Below are 16,534 nucleotides of genomic sequence, written 5' to 3' on the forward strand. Positions count from 1 at the left end.
GTTCTTCATGACCACCCTGCGCGAATACCTGTCCCACAAGCGCGCCGCCCTGCTCGCCCGCCGGGAGGCCCCCGCCACCGGCCCGGTCCCGCTGCGCGCCCGCGTCACCGCCGAGGGCCGCAGCGGCATCCGGCGGATCAGGATCAGGGACTTCCAGCTCATCAGCGACAGCGGCCCCGACTTCGCCGGTTACGACCTCGGCCCCACCTCGCCCGAGCTGCAGACCGGCGTGCTGGGCAGCTGCGTCACCCACATCTTCCTGATCAAGGCGGCCGAGCTGGACGTGCCGCTCGACTCGCTGGAGGTGGACGTGCACGCCGAGTACGACCCCCGCGCCCAGGGGCCGGACGGTGACGTCCCCGTGCATCCGTACGGGTTCCGGTACGAGGTGCGGATCGCGTCGCCCGCGTCCGACGAGGAGCTGAAGGCCCTGCAGGCGGAGGTTGAGCGGGTCTGCCCGATCCTCAACCTGATCCGCAACCCGCAGCCGGTGACGGGCACGCTGGTCCGCACCGACCCGCAAGCGGTGGCGATACCACCGCAGCAGTACGCCTGACCTGGCCGCCGCCACCCCCTAGGGCGAACCCCTGAGACCTGTGGCAGTACGCCGCACCCCCCGCGTACGTGCGACGGCGTACCCCAGGTGTCTCCTCCAGCCCGACGCTCCCCGCCGGTCGGTTCCGCGAACCTGAACCACGACGGAACACCACACCGACAGGCAGGGAGCACACCATGACCACGATCACCACCGCCGACACCATGATCACCAAGCTGTCCGGCTGGCTGGCCCGGCACAGCATCGACGTCCTCCGGGTCAGCCTCGGGCTGGTCTTCGTGGCCTTCGGCACCCTCAAGTTCTTCCCCGGCGTGAGCCCGGCCGAGGCGCTGTCGGTGGCCACGCTGGAGAAGCTGTCCCTGGGCCTGCTGTCCGGCTACGCGGCGCAGGCCGTGATCGCCGCCATGGAGGTCTTCATCGGGCTCACGCTCGTGACCGGCAAGCTGCTCAAGACGGGGCTGGTCGTGATGACGGGCGCGCTCGTCGGGTTCTTCGCCCCGTACGTGCTCTTCTTCACGAACCTGTTCCCCGGCGCCCCCACTCTTGAGGCGCAGTACATCTTCAAGGACATCGTCCTGGCCGCGGCCGCCATGGTGATCGGCGCCCGCGCCCTCGGCGCCCGCCTGGTGCCGTCCCGCGACCGCGCGGTGTGACCTCACCCCGATGCCGGCAGGTTCATCGCCGCGAGCTTCACCGGGTCCACCACCACGGAGATCCGGGCGACCCTGCCCGCCACCACGGTGAACGACATGACCGACAGCGGGCTGCCGTCCTCGCGCCACGACGCGACCGCCGGCAGCCCGTCGACCAGCACCCAACCGCCCCGCGTGGCCGCGCCGGCCGCCATCCGCGCGCTGGAGGCGACCTCCGTGGCGCCGAGCGTGACGACCAGCCCGCCGGGAGTGTCGACGGTCAGCCGGACGTCCGGATCGAGCACCCGCAACAACCCCTCGAAATCGCCGAGACGAGCAGCGGCCAGGAACGCCTGCACCACCTCCCGATGCTCCCGCCCCGACGCCGCCGGCCGCTCGCTCGCCCGCACCTTCCTGCGGGCGCGGCTGGCCAGCATCTTGGCGGCGTCCGCGGAACGGCCCAGGATCTGCCCGATCTCGTCGAACGGCACCCCGAACAGGTCGTGCAGCACGAACGCCAGCCGCTCGCTCGGCCCCAGCGACTCCAGCACGACGAGCAGCGCCAGCCCCACCGAATCGGCGAGCGCCACGTCGTCCTCCGGCGCGGCGCCGCCGGCCGTCCCCTCCAGCTCGGGCAGCCGATCGTCGTACGACGCCTCCGGGCGGGCCTGGCGCGAGCGCAGCACGTCCAGACTGATCCGCCCGACCACGGTGGTCAGCCAGCCGGCGAGGTTGCCGATGGCCGCCGCGTCCTGGCGGGACAGCCGCAACCACGCCTCCTGCACCACGTCCTGCGCGTCGGCGTGCGAGCCGAGCATCCGGTACGCCACCGCGTGCAACCGCTCCCGCTGCCCCTGAAACGCCTCGGCCACCGGCCCCGCCGCACCGCTGTCGGACATGTCGTTACCTTTCTCCGAACTCCTCCGTCATCACTCATGACGCGCCCGGACGGGCACACGTAACCGACGAAGGAGCACCACCGATGCAAGCACGCCTGCGGAGCCGCCCGAACCCCGACATCACCACCGCCGTCCAGCACCTCTACAAGGCGATCCACTCGGCCGGCACCGACCCCCTCCTGCTCGACCTCATCCACCTGCGCGTCAGCCAGGTCAACAGCTGCAGCCCCTGCGTGTACGCCGCCGTGACCTCGGCGAAGCGGCGCGGGGAGAACGACGAACGCCTCCACAGCGTGGCCGCCTGGCGCGAAACCCCCTTCTTCACGGACGCGGAACGGGCCGCCCTCGCGCTGGCCGAGGCCGCCACCCGCATCCAGGACGGCGCACCGGGCGTGACGGACGAGATCTGGGACGCCGCCGCCGCCCACTTCTCCGAGGACCAGCTCTCCTCGATCCTGACGGAGGTCGCCCTCACCAACTTCTTCAACCGCATCAACCGCGCCCTCGGCGAACAGGCCGGCAAAACCTGGTGACCTGCCCCTCCCGGCGCTCGCCCCGGCCACGCCCCGGCCACCCACCCGCCGACCAGTCTCCCGCCCCTGCGCCCAGCGCACTCCACCACCCGCCCGCCGGACAGGCTTCCGCCCCTCGCGCCCAGCGCATTCCGGCACCCGGTCGCCCGACAGGCTCCGGCACCCGTCCGCTGGGCGTGCTGTCGGCACTCGCCTGCCGACAGCCCGCGGCACCGAACCCGCCGAGGCATTGGGCGGCTCGGCTCTGCCGGGCGCTGCGGCGCTTTGTCCCCCGCTGGTCACGCTGGTCACGCTGGTCGCGCTGTGGCCCCGGCCCGTTGGTTGGGCTGGGGCGGGTGGCCCGCTGGGTGTCCTGAGGTGGCGCGACCGGCGGGAGGTGGCGGCGCGTCGGCCGCATACGCGCGTTGGACGGGCATGGCCGCCCGGCCGTCGCCATGGGGCAGCGGCCCGGATGCGGCGGGGCAGCAGGGCAGGCCACAGGCCACAGACCACAGACCACAGACCACAGACCACAGACCACAGACCACCAGGGCACCAGGCCACTGGGCACGAGGACAGCAGGGCGGAGGCGGTGCGTCGGCGCGGGGTCAGCGTGCTTCGTCGGGGGCGGGGCCGGTTGACTCGCGCCAGATGACCTGGGTGAGCGGTTCGTCATCCTCGGGGCCTGGCTCGCCGCGCAGCACGCCCAGCAGCCGGGCCAGCACCCGCCGTCCCAGCCGTTCGTGATCGACGCGGACGGTGGTGAGCGAGGGCGGCAGGAACGCGCCCACGGGGTTGTCGTCCCAGCCCGTGACGCTCAGGTCGGCGGGCACCCGCAGCCCGCGCTCCCACGCGCCCCGGATCGCCCCCGCCGCCACCAGGTCGTTGGCGGCGATGACGGCGGTGACACCGCTGCCGGCCGGCAGGTCCAGCACCGCCTGCCGGGCCGCCGCCGCCGACCACCGGCAGTCGATCACCCCGTACGACTCCAGCCCCAGCCGGTCGAGCGTGTCGAGGTAGACCTGCCGGCGCTCCCGGGCGGAGGCGTGCGCGTAGTCGCCCGCCAGGTGCAGGAACCTCCGGTGCCCGTACGCGGCCAGCCCCTCGACGATCTCGGCCATGTGGGAGGCGTCGGCGAGCTCCCCGACCCCGCGCATGCGGTCGTCGTAGTCGGGCGACACGACGACCGGCACGCTGCCCGGCCGCTGCGTGGGAAGCGACATCCGCGTCAGCGACACGATCCCCTCGAACAACCCGGAGTCGGACAGCTCAAGCGCCCGCTGCGCCCACGTCTGCGGGGAGCCGCCGAGCGTCACGACCTCGACCACGTACCCCGCCTCGTGGGCCGCCGTGGTGGCACCGGCTAGCAGCTCCAGCGCACTGACGGCGGTGCCGGCGGGCAGGAGCATCGCCAGCCGCCCGGTGCGGCGGTTGCGCATGGCGCGGGCGACGAGGTTGGGCCGGTAGTCGAGCTGCTCGATCGCCGTCTTGATGCGCTCGCTGGTCTCCGCCTTCATCCCCGCGCCCCCGAACTTGAGGTACCGCGACACGGTCTGATGCGACACCCCGGCAAGCCTCGCCACCTCCATGATGGTCGGCCGCTTCGCCACCACGCCCCCCACAACGCCCGCCCACTCCACCGCCCACTCCACCGCCGACCCCTCCGCATCGTCCGCCCGCATGGAAGCCGTGTCGTCCCCGGTGGCCGCCCTCTTCGAGCCCGCGTCGTCCCTGGTGTCCGCCCGCTTCGCGGCCGCGCTGTCTGCGCTCTCTGCGCTGTCCGGCCGCTTCGGGGTCGCGCTGTCTGCGCTGTCCGGCCGCTTGGGGGTCGCCTGCTCCATGGTGGCCACTCGCTTCGTGGGCGCGTCGGCGCTGACCGCCCGCTTCGTGGGCGCGTCGTCGGCGCTGACCGCTCGCTTCGACGCTGCGTCGTCCCTGATGGCCGCGCGCTTCGTGGTCGCGTCGTCCCTGGTGGCCGCGTGCTCCGTGCTCGCGTCGTCCCTGGTGGCCGCGCGCTTCGTGGGCGCGTCGGCCGCGATGGCCGCTCGCTTCGAGGCTGCGTCACCCCTGGTGGCCGCGCGCTCAGTGGTCGCGTCGCTCGCGATGGCCGCTCGCTTCGAGGCGGCGCCGTCCTTGACGGCCGATCGCCTCGTGGTCGTGCTCTCTGTGGGGGTCGGCCGCTTCGCTGCCGCGCCTTCCTCGGCGACCGCCCGTTTCGACGCCCGGCCCTTCTTGATGGTCGGTCGCTGCATGGCCGCGCCCTCACTCACCCGGTACTCCTCGCTCGGCCGTGGTCCGCCCGTCCGGTACGCAGCTTCAGGGTATCGGTGGCGGGAGACGTCTTCGCCGTTGGGGATGAACGTTCACTATGAAGCGTTCCCACCCTTCTTGACCTCCAGATGGCGGGTCACTAGCGTGCGTGGATGAACGTTCACTTTAAGCCGTTCAGGCAACACCGAGAAGGACCCCCGTGACCCACCCCGTGGATCAGAACCCCACCGCCCCCGCCCCCGCCTCCCACATCAGCACCGAGCCGGGCGCCGGCGTGGTGCCGCAGTTCGCCGCCCCGCCGCCGTCGCGCGCCCGCCGCCGCTACGCCGTGGCCGGCACCGGGCACCGGGCCGGCATGTACGTCGCCGCGCTGACCGGCGACCACGCCGACGTGGGCGAGCTCGTCGCCTGGCTGGACCCGAACCCGGCCCGCATCGACTACTACGACGCCCAGGTGGGCGCCGCGCTGGGCCTCGACGGCCCGGCCGGGCTGCCGCGATACGTCCCGGGCGAGTTGGCGAAGATGGTCGCCGAGCAGCGCGTGGACGTCGTGATCGTCACCAGCCTCGACCGTACCCACGCCGAGCTGGTCGACGAGGCGCTGCGGGCCGGCGCGGACGTCGTCGTGGAGAAGCCGCTGACCATCGACGCCGACGGCTGCAGGCGCATCACCAAGGCCGTCGCCGACACCGGCCGCGACGTCGTCATGACCTTCAACTACCGGTACGCCCCCCGCAACTCCACGCTGCGCCAGGTCATCGCGTCGGGCGCGATCGGCGAGGTCACCAGCGTGCACTTCGAGTGGGCCCTCGACACCGTCCACGGCGCCGACTACTTCCGCCGCTGGCACCGCGACAAGGCCAACTCCGGCGGCCTGCTCATCCACAAGGCCAGCCACCACTTCGACCTCGTCAACTGGTGGCTCGCCGACACCCCCGCCAAGGTGTACGCGTCCGGCGCGCTGCGCTTCTACGGCGACCGGAACGCCGCCGCGCGCGGCATGGGCGAGCGGCCCGAGCGCGGCACCGGCACCCACGGCGACCCGTTCTCCCTGGACCTGCGCGCCGACCCCCGCCTGGACGCCCTCTACCTCCAGGCCGAGCAGCACGACGGCTACCGCCGCGACCAGGACCCGTTCGCGCCCGGCGTCACGATCGAGGACAACATGGCCGTCCTCGTCAACTACCGCAGGGGCGCCCGGCTCAGCTACTCGCTCAACGCGCACAGCCCCTGGGAGGGCTACCGCGTCACCGTCAACGGCACCGCCGGCCGGGCCGAGCTGGAGGTCGTCGAACGCGGCTTCATCGAGCTCGACGCCGACGGCAACGCCGTCCTCGACCCCTCCGCCACCCCGCTCGGAGCGCACGACCCGCTGCGTCCCGAGGGCGAGCGGCTCGTCGTCCAGCGGCACTGGCAGCGTCCCGAGGAGGTGCCGATCCCCGCCGGGATCGGCGGCCACGGCGGCGGCGACGCCATCCTTCTCATGGACGTCTTCCGCCGCGACCTCCGCATCGGCGACGACCCCCTCGGCCGCGCCGCCGACTACCGCGACGGCCTGCGCGCCGTCGCCGTCGGCATCGCCGCCAACGAGTCCCTTCTGACCGGCCACCCCGTGACCGTCGACGACCTCGACCTCGGCACCGACCTCTGACCCCACCCACCCCCATCGCCGCCGCCCCGCCGCCCACGCCGTTGCCGGGCTCGGGCAGTACGTGCCGGGTTTGAGCACGGGTCGGGCACGGCTCCGCGCCGGCTCGGGCGGTACGGGCAGTGCCGGGCTTGGGCAGGAGGACCGCCGTGACGAGGACGGGCGTCGCGTTCGCCAAGCGGCATCCGGGCCAGGCCGTGCTGTGGGCGGGTCGTGTGGCGTGCGGACCCGGGCGTCCAGCCCGTGGAGTGGGGCGTGCGCGCGGGCTGTGCGGCGTGCGGGCCGTGGCCTGGGGGATGGGCGGGCCGGACGGCGGGTGGGTGGGGCGTCAGTCGAGGACGCGGGTGAAGCGGACGGCCTCCTCGCCGTACCCCATCGCGGTGTAGAAGCGGCGGGCGGTCGTGTTGCCCGCCGCCGTCTCCAGCGTGAGGTGGCGCACGCCCTGCCCGCGCGCCCAGTCCTCCGCCGCGCTCAGGAGCCGCCGCCCCAACCCCATGCGTACGGCGTGCGGGGCCACGGCGAGCTCGCCGACGTAGGCCTCCGTCGGGCCGGTGAAGTGGCGGTGCGTGTTGACGGAGACGACGCCGACGACTTCGCCGCCGGAGGCCTCGCCGTCAGAGATCTCTCCGCCAGAGAACTTGCCGTCGCGGGGCTGAGCGCCGGTGACGGCCACGAACACGGCGCCCGGCTGCCGCTGCTCGGGGACGAAGTAGCCCGCGAGCCACTGCCGGGCCGCCTCCACGACGGCCTCGGGGCCGCGCCACTCCGCCACCCCGCCGGCGAGCCGGGAGACGAGCCGCATGACGGTGTCCCGGTCCTCGGGCCGGGCGGGACGGACCTGGACATTTGGGTGCTCGATGGTCATGGCCTGAAGCATGCCAGCTCGATCAGCCCTGCAACCGGGCGATGGACGCGTCGAGGTGGGTGCGCATGGCGGCCGCCGCGCCCAGGGCGTCCCCTGCGGCGATGGCGTCGCGGATGCGGCGGTGCTCGCCGAGCACCTGGTCGAGGTGGGCGGGGTCGGGGTCGGGGCCGGCGTACGGGCGGGTGATGGCGCCGGGGCCGAGCGTGTCGAGGAGGTCGAGGTAGAAGCGGTTGGCGGTGGCGGCGGCGATGGCGCGGTGGAAGGCGAAGTCGGCCTCGACGGCGTCGCTGGCGCCGCCCCTGACGGTGGCCGTGCGGCGGAGTGCGGCGTCGATGGCGGCGAGCGCGGCGGGCGTGTGGCGGGTGGCGGTGAGGGCGGCGGCCTCCACCTCGATGCCGCGCCGCAGCTCCAGGAGATGCAGCCGGTCCTGCCGGTTGCGGACCGTGCCGAGCGAGTGCGTGAAGTCCTGCGCCGCCGGCCTGGCCAGGACGGAGGTGCCGCGCCCGCGCCGCGTCTCGACCAGCCCGGCCGCGCGCAGCCGCGAGATGGCCTCGCGTACGACGGTGCGGCTGACGTCGAACCGGACGGCCAGCTCCCCTTCGGACGGCAGCAACTCCCCGGGCTGCCACTCACCGCTCCCGATGCCGCGCCGCAGCTCGCCCTCCACCCGATCCGCGAGACTCGCCCCATGACCGGCCGGGCTCGCGCCTTGCCGGGCCGGGCTGTCGCCGTCGGCGCGGCTCGGGGTGCGATCGGTGCGGCTCGTGCCGTGGTCGTCAGCCATGGTCCGCCCCCAGGCCCAGGGCTTCGGTGGTGCGCGAAGTGATGGCGCGGAGCAGGTCAGGGTGGTTCGCCAGGGGGAGGCCGTAGGAGGGGAGGAGGTCGCGGAGGGCGGGCCGCCAGTCCCGTACGTGGTCGGGGAAGGCGCGTTCGAGCACGTCCAGCATGATCGCCACCGAGGCGGACGCGCCCGGGGAGGCGCCGAGCAGGGCGGCGAGGCCGCCGTGGGCGGAGGTGACGACCTCGGTGCCGAACCCGGCGATCGACCCCCTCCCGTTCACCCGCTTGACGACCTGCACCCGCTGCCCGGCGGTGACGAGCTCCCAGTCGCGCGCCCGCGCGTCCGGGGCGAACCGGCGCAGCGCCCGCAGCCGGCCGCCGGGCGTCAGGGCGAGCTGGCCGACGAGGTAGCGCAGGAGGTCGTGGTGGTGGCGGGCGGCGCCGAGGAGGGTGCCGGCGTTGCGCGGGGTGATCGAGCGCGGCAGGTCGGACAGCCGGCCGCGCTTGAGGAAGCGCGGGGAGAAGGCGGCGAACGGGCCGAACATGAGGTAGGTGCGGCCGTCGACGACGCGGGTGTCGAGGTGCGGCACCGACAGCGGCGGCGCCCCGCGCTCGGCGTGGCTGTAGACCTTGGCGTGGTGGCGGGCCAGCAGCTCGGGGTTGTCGGTGCGCAGGAACCGGCCGCTGATGGGGAAGCCGCCGTAGTCGCGGATCTCGGGCACGTTCGCGCTCTGGAGCAGCGGCAGTGTCCCGCCGCCGGCGCCGAGGAACACGAACGGGGCGCGGACGGCGTGCTCGCGGGCGCCGTGCAGGTCGCGTACCCGCAGCAGCCAGGATCGCCCGTCGCGGCGCAGCGCCCGCACCTCGTGCCCGGTGCGCACCTCCACGGCCATGGCGGCGAACAGCCGCCGCGTGAGCACCCCGTAGTCGACGTCGGTGCCGCCGCGGGTGCGGCAGACGGCCATCGGCGCGCGCTCCGAGGAGGAGCGGCCGGCGAACATGAGGGGGAGCCACCGCGCCATGACGTCCCGGTCGGTGGTCAGCTCCATGCCCTCGAACAGCGGGTGATCGCGCAACGCCGCGTACCGCAGCCGCAGGTGCGCGACGCCGGCGGCGCCGTGGGCGAAGGAGTAGTGGGGGACCGGCCGGATGAAGCCGGCGGGGTCGCCGAGCGTGCCCTCCTCGACCAGCCGCGCCCAGAGCTGCCGGGACAGCTGGAACTGCTCGCCGACCGCGACCGCGCCGCTCACGTCGATCGAGCCGGCGCCGGTCAGGGGCGTGTAGTTGAACTCGCAGAGCCCGGCGTGGCCGGTGCCCGCGTTGTTCCAGGGGGACGAGCTCTCCAGGCCGAGGCCGTCCAGCCGGTCGAGCACGAGGATCGACCAGTCGGGCCGCACCCGGCGCAGCAGCACGCCGAGGGTGGCGCTCATGATGCCGCCACCCACCAGCACCACGTCGTAGCCGCTCACCTGATCTCCTCCTAGCGACCTGTCATACAAGAGACACTCCTGTATAACAGGTCGCGGAGGGTTCAGGCGGTGCTGCAGGAGACCGAGGGCCAGGTCCAGACGCCGTTGTGCTGGATGGTGAAGCCGAAGGTGTTGCCGCTGCCGTTCGGCCGCATCGTCATGACGTAGCCGCTGGAGTCCCACGACGGGGTGCCGTTCCAGGTCGCGATGACCTTCTGCGGCCGGTTCAGGGTGACCGTGACGACCCAGGAGCTCGTGCCCGAGACCGTCACCGACAGGTTGAAGCGATCGCTCCACTGCTGGCCCTGTGAGATGGTCGCGGTGCAGGTCCCGCCGCCGGGCGGCGGGGAGGTCGGCGGGTTCGAGCCGCCGTCGGGGGCGACGGCCCGGCCGGTGGCGGGGGAGATCATCCCGGCGCACAGGTTGCGGCTGCGCAGGTTCGCGGCGATCTGCGGGATGGCGGCCAGCGTCGTGGCGTACTGGTCGTGCATGAGGATGACCTGGCCGTTCTGCAGCCGGCCCGCCGCCTGGACGATCTGCGCGGTGCTCGCGCCGTTCCAGTCCTGCGAGTCGACGTCCCAGATCACCTCGGTCAGGCCGAGCTGCTGCTCCACCGACCGCAAGGTGCCGTTCGTCTCCCCGTACGGCGGGCGGAACAGCTTCGGCGCCGTGCCCGTGACCTGCTGGATGACCTGCTGGGTGCGCTGCAGCTCCGACAGCATCTGCGAGCTGCCGAGCTGCGTCAGGTGCGGGTGCGACCAGCTGTGGTTGCCGATCCACATGCCCGCGTCCCGCTGCGCCCTGACCAGGCCCTGGTTGTTCTGGGCGTTCTGCCCGATGTTGAACATCGTGGCGCGCAGGCCGTTCGAGGTCAGGGCGTTGAGGAGGTTGGCGGTGTTGCCGGCGTTCGGGCCGTCGTCGAACGTCAGCCCGACGTACCCGGCGCTGCAGTCGGCGGCGGCGCGCTGGCGGTCGGCGGCCAGGGCCGAGGTGGCGGTGACGGCCAGGCAGAGGGCGAGGAGGGCGCCCAGGAGCCCGGCGGCCAAGGCTGAACCGCGTTTCCGATCGATCATCGCTGATCCCTTGATCGTGGGGGTGGCTTGCGGACATTGTGGGGACGCCTCCGAAACGTGTCAACGGAGGTTGGAAATGTTTCGGCAACAACGCGCTTACCATGCGGATATCCGCAGCTACAGAAGCCGAAATATTTCGGAAGGGTGGTGAAAGAAAAGCGCTTCTTTCACGAAGCGATCACCACCTACGATGAGGACGCGTGAGTGGAAGATTGCGCCAGGTCGCGGCCGACAACGAGCGGATCGCCGCCGAGGGCCGCTACCAGGCCGCCGACGGCACCATCGTCGAGGTGGGCCCCGCGCTGCGCGCCGCGATGGCCGGCACCGTCAGCCATCCGCCCGACGGCCCCCTGGAAAGGGCGGGCGCGGGCACGTACCGGACGGTGTTCGAGGTCACCGGCGAGGGCAGCCTGGGAGCGGCGCGGCGGCTGCACCTCGACGGCGCGGACGGCATCGCGGTGCTCAACTTCGCCTCCGCCCGCAACCCCGGAGGCGGATACCTCAACGGCGCGAAGGCGCAGGAGGAGGACCTGTGCCGGCACGCCCTGCTGTACCCGTGCCTGCTGCGGGCGCCCGACTACTACGCCTCCCACCGCGCCTCGGCCGACCTGCTCTACAGCCACCGTGTCATCTGGTCGCCCGGCGTGCCCGTGCACCGGGGCGAGGACGGGCGGCTGCTGGCCGAGCCGTACCTCGTCTCGTTCCTCACCTCGCCCGCGCCCAACGCCGGGCAGGTGCTGCGGCGCGACCCCGGCGCGGGGGAGCGGGTCCGGCGGGCGCTGGACGAGCGGGCGGGGCGCGTCCTGGAGGTGGCCGGGCATCACGGCGCCCGCGCGCTGGTGCTCGGGGCGTGGGGGTGCGGCGTGTTCCGCAACGACCCCCGCCAGGTCGCCGGAGCCTTCCACGCCCACCTGACGGGGGGCTTCGCGGGGGTGTTCGAGCGGGTGGTGTTCGCCGTGTGGGACAGGAACCCGGAGTCGGCGAACCGGGCCGCCTTCGCCGAGCGGTTCCCGGCAGGGTAGGGCCGTCAGCCCGCCAGCAGCCGGTCGTACGGCACCGCGTGGCTCGTGTGCCCGTGCACCCCGGTCGTGGTCGTCGCCATGAACAACGAGTTCAGCAGCGCCTCCTCGACGGCGTCCATGACCGCCGCGAACACCGGGTCCAGCGCCGCGTCGGGCAGGACCGGCCGCTGCGTGGCGGTGCTGAAGGCGATCGCGTAGTCGCCGCTGCCGTGCGCGTACGACGCCCCCACCCGCCCCATCGCGAAGATCGCCCGGCGGGCGAGGCGGCCGAGCTGCCGGGCGTCGAGCGGCGCGTCCGTGGCCAGCACGATCACGCAGGAGTTGCCCGGCGGCCGCACGCGGGCCGCGCCGGGGACGAGTTCCTCGACCGGCATCGGGACGCCCCGCACGGTCAGCACCCCGCCGAAGTTGGCCTGCACGAGCGCCCCGACGGTCACCGGCATCCCCGCTTCGACCTGCCGGGACGAGGTGCCGATGCCCGCCTTGAACCCCAGGGCCGTCGTCCCCGTGCCCGCCCCCACGCAGCCCTCCGCGGGCAGTCCGCCGGACGCCCCCTCCAGCGCGTCGAGGACGTGCCGCTCGGTGATCGGGCGGCGCCGGATGTCGGACAGGAAGCCGTCGTTCGTCTCACCGACGAGCGGGTTGAAGGACAGCCCGCGGGGATGGGCCCGCATCAGGTACGTGAGCACCGCGTCGGCCGCCCGGAACACCGACAGCGTTCCGGTCAGCACGATGGGCGACTCCAGCACGCCCAGCTCGTCCACCTGGGTCGAGCCGACCAGCTTGCCGTACCCGTTGCCGGTGTGGACGGCGGCGGGCAGCGGGCGCGGCGGCCGGGGGACGACGGCGGTGACGCCGGTGTGCAGATCGGCGCCGTCGTCGATCGTGGTGTGCCCCACCAGGACGCCCTCGACGTCGGTGATCGCGTTCAGCGACCCGGTCGGCAGCGCGCCGACGACGACGCCGAGCTCGCGCGCCCGCGAACGCCCGCTGCTCATGACGCCCGCCCGGGCGACGGCGGAGGCGACTGCTCGCGCGGGGGCGATGGCTCGCGCGAGGGCGACGGCTCGTGCGAGGGCGAGGGCGAGGGCGACGGCTCAGGCGGTGGCAGGTAAGGGCGGAAGTGCTCGGCCACGAGGTCCGCGACGGCGCCGGCGTCGAGGGTGCCGTCGACCTCGATCACGCGGATGCCGAGCCGCCGGGCCGAGAGCACGGCGTCCTCGGCGACGAGCCGGTCACGTTCGAGCCGGTTGCGCTGCGCCCGGTCCGGGTCGCTGACCCCGGCGGGCGCGGCGGCGGCGCGGGGCAGCTCGCGCACCTGCCGCGCGCGGAACTCCGCGGTGGGCACCATGACGACCATCTGCCGGGCAGAGCCGATGATCGGCGCGACCAGCTCGGGCCGCAGCCCCCAGCCCTCGGCGAGGATCGGCCGCCCGGACACCAGGCCGCGCAGGTCGTCGAGCGCCCACCCGAACCGGACGGGAAAGCCGGCCAGCGTCTCCGCCGCCATCTCGGCGGGCGTGGAGCGCACCCACATGGTGTCGGGGTCCGGGCCGCCGGGCGGCTCGCCGAGCAGGACGCGGCGGGCGACGCGGCGGTCGTCGTGGCCGCGGGCGTCGTGGTAGTCGTAGTGGTAGGCGGTCAGCCCGTACCGGCGGGCGAGCAGCCGGGCCACGGTCGACTTGCCGGCCCACTGCCCGCCGCCGATCCACAGGGCGCGGCGCGGCGTCTCATCGGGGTCCCACGTCACGGCCGCCCTCCTCGATGATCTTCCTGCCGTAGGCGAGATCCTAGAGGGCGAGCCGTTCGAAGACGAGCTGGGTGCGCCGCACCGCGCGCACGCCGTACACCTGGGAGATCAGCTCGGGCGTGAGCACCTGCTCGGGCGGGCCGCCGGCGAGCACGCGGCCGGCGCTCATGACGTACAGGCGGTCGCAGAACGCGGCGGCCTGGTTGAGGTCGTGCAGGACGGCCAGCGTCGCGACGCCCAGCTCGCGCACCAGGTGCAGGATCTCCAGCTGGTGCCGGATGTCGAGGTGGGAGGTGGGCTCGTCGAGCAGGAGCAGGCGCGTCTCCTGCACCAGGGCGCGGGCGATGAGCGCGCGCTGCTTCTCGCCGCCGGACAGCGTGGCGTAACCGCGCTCCTCCCCGCCGCCCAGGCCGACGCGGTCGAGGGCCCTGGCGCAGCGTTCCTCGTCGGCGGCGGCGGCCCGCTCGTACGGCGTGCGCCCCATCAGCACGACCTCGCCCACCGTGAAGTCGAGCTCGGCGGGCGTCTCCTGGGCCACGACGGCGGTGCGCCGGGCCGACTCCCGCCAGGACAGGCGGTGCACGTCGTCGCCGTCCACGGTGATGAGCCCGGCGGAGGGCCGCAGCGCCCGGTAGATGGTGCGCATCAGGGTGGACTTGCCGCAGCCGTTCGGCCCGACGAGGGCGACGAACTCGCCGTCGTCCACCACGAGGTCGGCCTCGTGCACGATGGGCCGCCCGTCGAGCCGCACGGAGACCCCGCTCAGGTCGAGCCTCATCCGACCGTCACCGCCCGGTCCACCGAGCGGCGGCGCAGCAGCCACAGGAAGAACGGCACGCCGAACAGCGCGGTGACGATGCTCAGCGCCAGCTCCTGCGGCGCGTTGACGGTGCGCGCGGCGACGTCCACGAGCTGCAGGAACGCCGCGCCGAGCAGCGCCGTGACGGGCAGCACCCGGCGGTGGTCGGCGCCGACGAGCAGGCGGGCCGCGTGCGGCACGATCAGCCCGACGAACGCGATCGCGCCGCTGGTGGCCACCAGCACGCCGACCAGCAGCGAGGTGAGCACGAAGAGCGTCAGGCGCAGGCGGTGCACGTTGACGCCGAGGGAGACGGCGGTCTCCTCACCGGCGGTCAGCGCGTTGAGCTGCCGGTGTTGCAGCAGCAGGTACACCAGCCCCGCGGCGAGGACGGCGGACGGCAGCGGCAGCATCTCCCATCGGGCCCCGCCCAGGCTGCCCATCAGCCAGAACAGCACCTGCTGGGCCGCCCGCCCGCTCTGCGCCTGCTGCAGCACGAAGCTGTAGAGCGACTGGAACAGGTAGGCCAGCGCCACGCCGGCCAGCACCAGCCGGGACGGCGTGATCCGGCCGGCCCGCTGCGCCAGCACGTACACCAGGCCGAGCGCCAGGAGGGAGCCGGCGAAGGCGGCGCCCGACAGGGACAGGCCGCCCAGCGTCGAGTAGCCGAGCACCAGCACGAGCACCGCGCCGCAGGACGCGCCGGAGGAGATGCCGAGCAGGAACGGGTCGGCGAGCGGGTTGCGGACGAGCGCCTGCAGCACCGCGCCGACCACCGACAGCCCGGCCCCGACGAGCAGCGCCAGCAGCGCGCGCGGCAGCCGGTACTCCCAGACGATCTGCTCCTGCACCGGCGTCCAGGTGCGCGCGACCACGCCGGGGGCGAGGTGGTCGGCGACGATGGCCCACGCCTGCGGCAGCGCCACGTGGACCGCGCCGATGCTCACCGCCAGCCACGTCGAGGCGACCACGGCCACCGCCAGCGCGGCGACGAGCAGGATGTAGCGGCGGCGGCGCCGACCGGAAGGCGTGGTGCTCGCGAGGCGGGCGGCCGGTGCGAGGGTGTCGCCGGTCATCCGGTGAACGCGTCCGGGTGCAGGAAGCGGGCGATGTCGACGACGGCCAGGAGGTTGCGGTAGCCGGGGTGCTGGGCCGAGACCGGCAGCGGCAGCACCCGCCTGTCCCTGGCGGCGGGGCTGTTCCTGGCGATGGACAGGGCGTCGGCGGTCTTGGCCGCCACGCTGGGCATCGTCTCGCCGCGCAGGGTGGCGTACTCGCTGACCAGGATGGCCTCCGGCTGCGCGGCGCTGACCTGCTCCACGCTGACCTCGGTGTAGTCGCCCTTGACGGCGGCCAGCACGTTCTGCCCGCCGGCGGCGGTGATCATCTGGTGGGTGATGCCGGAGCCGCCGTAGGCGTTGACGGGGCCCTTGCCGCCGTCGGTGGCCAGCACCTTGACGGGCGGCCGGCCGCTGACGCGCGTCCGGACGTCGTCGAGCTTGCCGCGCAGGTCGGCGACCAGCTTCTCGGCGCGGTCGGGGACGCCGAAGATCCGGCCGAGGTTCTGGATGTCGGTGAAGGTCTTGTCCAGGGTGTACTGGAGCGTCTCCTCGGGGCTGCACCAGCCGCCCAGGATGTAGACGGGGGAGCCGGCCGCGTCCAGCTCCTCCACGGTGGCGTAGCCGCCGCCGGCGTCGAAGCCGGCCATCGCGTTGTCCAGGACGAAGTCGGCGCCCTGGGCGAGCATGACCTCCTTCTGCGGCAGCATGATCGTCGGCGAGATCTCGGGGATCTTGTCGTACTGCTCCTTCTGGCCGGGCAGGAACGCGCTCTCGGAGAAGTTCGTGCGCCCGGCGACCCGGTCGCCGAGGCCGAGGGCGAGCAGGGTCTCCAGGGCGGGGTGGTAGCCGGTCACGACCTTGGAGGGCGGCTCGTCGAAGGTGAGGGTGCGCCCGCAGTTGATGATCGTGACGGGGAAGCCGGCCCGCGGTGCCGCGCCGGTCGCGCTCTCCTGCCGCGCGGCGGGGGCCTGACCGCACGCGGTCAGCGTCAGGGCCGCCATCAGGGCGAGCAGCCTTCTCATGGTTCTCCGGTGGTGAAGGTGGGACGATCGGGGCCCATTGTGCACATACTCCGCAATTGCTAGCAAGTTGCAACTAGGCGGCTCGCCGGCCGCCGGTTTGACTCGGGCATGGGGGGTGTGGGATATTGATGGCGGCAGATGGAGTTGACACACTAATTAGGCGTGGACTTCCGTT

The 16,534-nt window shown here is 73.6% G+C and carries 17 protein-coding genes; 6 read left to right on the forward strand and 11 right to left on the reverse strand.

Translation table 11 applies throughout. The features are described 5' to 3' along the window. The first annotated feature begins 7 nt into the window (after window positions 1–7). Both KIS93_RS52605 and KIS93_RS52610 read left to right on the forward strand, forming a co-directional pair. Window positions 8–556, forward strand: coding sequence for an OsmC family protein (locus KIS93_RS52605; RefSeq protein ID WP_080037469.1), 549 nt, complete (start codon window positions 8–10; stop codon window positions 554–556). Between the two features lie 176 nt (window positions 557–732). After that, entirely contained in the window at window positions 733–1,209 is a 477-nt protein-coding gene (locus KIS93_RS52610) for a DoxX family protein (protein ID WP_080037470.1), read from the forward strand. A 2-nt stretch (window positions 1,210–1,211) separates the two neighbouring features. Here the strand turns inward: KIS93_RS52610 and KIS93_RS52615 are convergent, their stop codons facing one another. After that, entirely contained in the window at window positions 1,212–2,087 is an 876-nt protein-coding gene (locus KIS93_RS52615; RefSeq protein ID WP_080037471.1) for a sigma-70 family RNA polymerase sigma factor, read from the reverse strand. Between the two features lie 83 nt (window positions 2,088–2,170). On the opposite strand from KIS93_RS52615, the gene KIS93_RS52620 reads away from it, so the two are divergent. After that, on the forward strand, window positions 2,171–2,620 hold the full coding sequence (locus tag KIS93_RS52620; protein ID WP_080037472.1) for a carboxymuconolactone decarboxylase family protein: 450 nt from the start codon (window positions 2,171–2,173) through the stop codon (window positions 2,618–2,620). Window positions 2,621–3,207: 587 nt separating this feature from the next. Here the strand turns inward: KIS93_RS52620 and KIS93_RS52625 are convergent. Continuing rightward, on the reverse strand, window positions 3,208–4,281 hold the full coding sequence (locus KIS93_RS52625; protein ID WP_080037473.1) for a LacI family DNA-binding transcriptional regulator: 1,074 nt from the start codon (window positions 4,279–4,281) through the stop codon (window positions 3,208–3,210). Between KIS93_RS52625 and KIS93_RS52630 the strand changes: the two genes are divergently transcribed. Together KIS93_RS52630 and KIS93_RS52635 are read left to right on the forward strand one after the other, a co-directional pair. Then, on the forward strand, window positions 4,280–5,026 hold the full coding sequence (locus KIS93_RS52630) for a hypothetical protein (RefSeq protein ID WP_155126690.1): 747 nt from the start codon (window positions 4,280–4,282) through the stop codon (window positions 5,024–5,026). The two genes, KIS93_RS52625 and KIS93_RS52630, sit on opposite strands and share 2 nt — an antisense overlap. Window positions 5,027–5,069: 43 nt before the next feature. Next, entirely contained in the window at window positions 5,070–6,521 is a 1,452-nt protein-coding gene (locus KIS93_RS52635) for a Gfo/Idh/MocA family protein (protein ID WP_230466044.1), read from the forward strand. 325 nt (window positions 6,522–6,846) lie between these two features. Here the strand turns inward: KIS93_RS52635 and KIS93_RS52640 are convergent, their stop codons facing one another. The 4 genes from KIS93_RS52640 to KIS93_RS52655 form a co-directional block, all read right to left on the reverse strand. Beyond that, the gene (locus tag KIS93_RS52640; RefSeq protein ID WP_186404956.1) at window positions 6,847–7,383 is read right to left on the reverse strand and encodes a GNAT family N-acetyltransferase; all 537 of its coding nucleotides are present in this window, start codon (window positions 7,381–7,383) and stop codon (window positions 6,847–6,849) included. Window positions 7,384–7,405: 22 nt separating this feature from the next. Further along, a complete protein-coding gene (locus tag KIS93_RS52645; protein WP_080037476.1) occupies window positions 7,406–8,167 on the reverse strand; it encodes a FadR/GntR family transcriptional regulator in 762 nt (253 codons plus the stop codon). Further along, entirely contained in the window at window positions 8,160–9,632 is a 1,473-nt protein-coding gene (mqo, locus tag KIS93_RS52650) for a malate dehydrogenase (quinone) (protein ID WP_080037477.1), read from the reverse strand. The genes KIS93_RS52645 and mqo overlap by 8 nt, the downstream gene beginning before the upstream one ends. Before the next feature lie 62 nt (window positions 9,633–9,694). Continuing rightward, window positions 9,695–10,705 (reverse strand): polysaccharide deacetylase family protein, encoded by a 1,011-nt coding sequence (locus KIS93_RS52655; protein WP_080037478.1) that lies wholly within the window; start codon window positions 10,703–10,705, stop codon window positions 9,695–9,697. Between the two features lie 200 nt (window positions 10,706–10,905). Here KIS93_RS52655 and KIS93_RS52660 point away from each other — a divergent pair, with 200 nt between their 5' ends. Continuing rightward, on the forward strand, window positions 10,906–11,727 hold the full coding sequence (locus tag KIS93_RS52660; RefSeq protein ID WP_080037479.1) for a TIGR02452 family protein: 822 nt from the start codon (window positions 10,906–10,908) through the stop codon (window positions 11,725–11,727). 5 nt (window positions 11,728–11,732) lie between these two features. On the opposite strand, the gene KIS93_RS52665 is transcribed toward KIS93_RS52660, so the two are convergent. The 5 genes from KIS93_RS52665 to KIS93_RS52685 are packed head-to-tail and all read right to left on the reverse strand — an operon-like array spanning window position 11,733 to window position 16,359. After that, window positions 11,733–12,725 carry a P1 family peptidase gene (locus KIS93_RS52665; RefSeq protein WP_080037480.1) on the reverse strand — a complete coding sequence of 331 codons (993 nt, stop codon included), beginning with the start codon at window positions 12,723–12,725 and terminating at the stop codon, window positions 11,733–11,735. Continuing rightward, a complete protein-coding gene (locus tag KIS93_RS52670) occupies window positions 12,722–13,477 on the reverse strand; it encodes a hypothetical protein (RefSeq protein ID WP_222107974.1) in 756 nt (251 codons plus the stop codon). Before KIS93_RS52670 ends, KIS93_RS52665 begins: the two co-directional genes overlap by 4 nt. Before the next feature lie 40 nt (window positions 13,478–13,517). Further along, window positions 13,518–14,255 (reverse strand): ABC transporter ATP-binding protein, encoded by a 738-nt coding sequence (locus tag KIS93_RS52675; RefSeq protein WP_080037481.1) that lies wholly within the window; start codon window positions 14,253–14,255, stop codon window positions 13,518–13,520. Then, window positions 14,252–15,352 carry a FecCD family ABC transporter permease gene (locus tag KIS93_RS52680; protein WP_080037482.1) on the reverse strand — a complete coding sequence of 367 codons (1,101 nt, stop codon included), beginning with the start codon at window positions 15,350–15,352 and terminating at the stop codon, window positions 14,252–14,254. Before KIS93_RS52680 ends, KIS93_RS52675 begins: the two co-directional genes overlap by 4 nt. Beyond that, complete coding sequence (locus KIS93_RS52685; RefSeq protein ID WP_080037483.1) at window positions 15,349–16,359, reverse strand: ABC transporter substrate-binding protein; 1,011 nt, start codon at window positions 16,357–16,359, stop codon at window positions 15,349–15,351. Before KIS93_RS52685 ends, KIS93_RS52680 begins: the two co-directional genes overlap by 4 nt. Window positions 16,360–16,534 lie beyond the last annotated feature (175 nt).

The organism is [Actinomadura] parvosata subsp. kistnae (assembly GCF_900323885.1).
Taxonomy (GTDB): Bacteria; Actinomycetota; Actinomycetes; order Streptosporangiales; family Streptosporangiaceae; genus Nonomuraea; species Nonomuraea composti.

Coding starts and splice junctions, on each gene's coding strand:
- KIS93_RS52610 (WP_080037470.1), top strand. CDS start 733: ATGACCACGATCACCACCGCCGACACCATGATCACCAAGCTGTCCGGC.
- KIS93_RS52620 (WP_080037472.1), top strand. CDS start 2,171: ATGCAAGCACGCCTGCGGAGCCGCCCGAACCCCGACATCACCACCGCC.
- KIS93_RS52615 (WP_080037471.1), bottom strand. CDS start 2,087: ATGTCCGACAGCGGTGCGGCGGGGCCGGTGGCCGAGGCGTTTCAGGGG.
- KIS93_RS52630 (WP_155126690.1), top strand. CDS start 4,280: ATGGAAGCCGTGTCGTCCCCGGTGGCCGCCCTCTTCGAGCCCGCGTCG.
- KIS93_RS52665 (WP_080037480.1), bottom strand. CDS start 12,725: ATGAGCAGCGGGCGTTCGCGGGCGCGCGAGCTCGGCGTCGTCGTCGGC.
- KIS93_RS52680 (WP_080037482.1), bottom strand. CDS start 15,352: ATGACCGGCGACACCCTCGCACCGGCCGCCCGCCTCGCGAGCACCACG.
- KIS93_RS52675 (WP_080037481.1), bottom strand. CDS start 14,255: ATGAGGCTCGACCTGAGCGGGGTCTCCGTGCGGCTCGACGGGCGGCCC.
- KIS93_RS52685 (WP_080037483.1), bottom strand. CDS start 16,359: ATGAGAAGGCTGCTCGCCCTGATGGCGGCCCTGACGCTGACCGCGTGC.
- KIS93_RS52625 (WP_080037473.1), bottom strand. CDS start 4,281: ATGCGGGCGGACGATGCGGAGGGGTCGGCGGTGGAGTGGGCGGTGGAG.
- KIS93_RS52645 (WP_080037476.1), bottom strand. CDS start 8,167: ATGGCTGACGACCACGGCACGAGCCGCACCGATCGCACCCCGAGCCGC.
- KIS93_RS52655 (WP_080037478.1), bottom strand. CDS start 10,705: ATGATCGATCGGAAACGCGGTTCAGCCTTGGCCGCCGGGCTCCTGGGC.
- KIS93_RS52605 (WP_080037469.1), top strand. CDS start 8: ATGACCACCCTGCGCGAATACCTGTCCCACAAGCGCGCCGCCCTGCTC.
- KIS93_RS52640 (WP_186404956.1), bottom strand. CDS start 7,383: ATGACCATCGAGCACCCAAATGTCCAGGTCCGTCCCGCCCGGCCCGAG.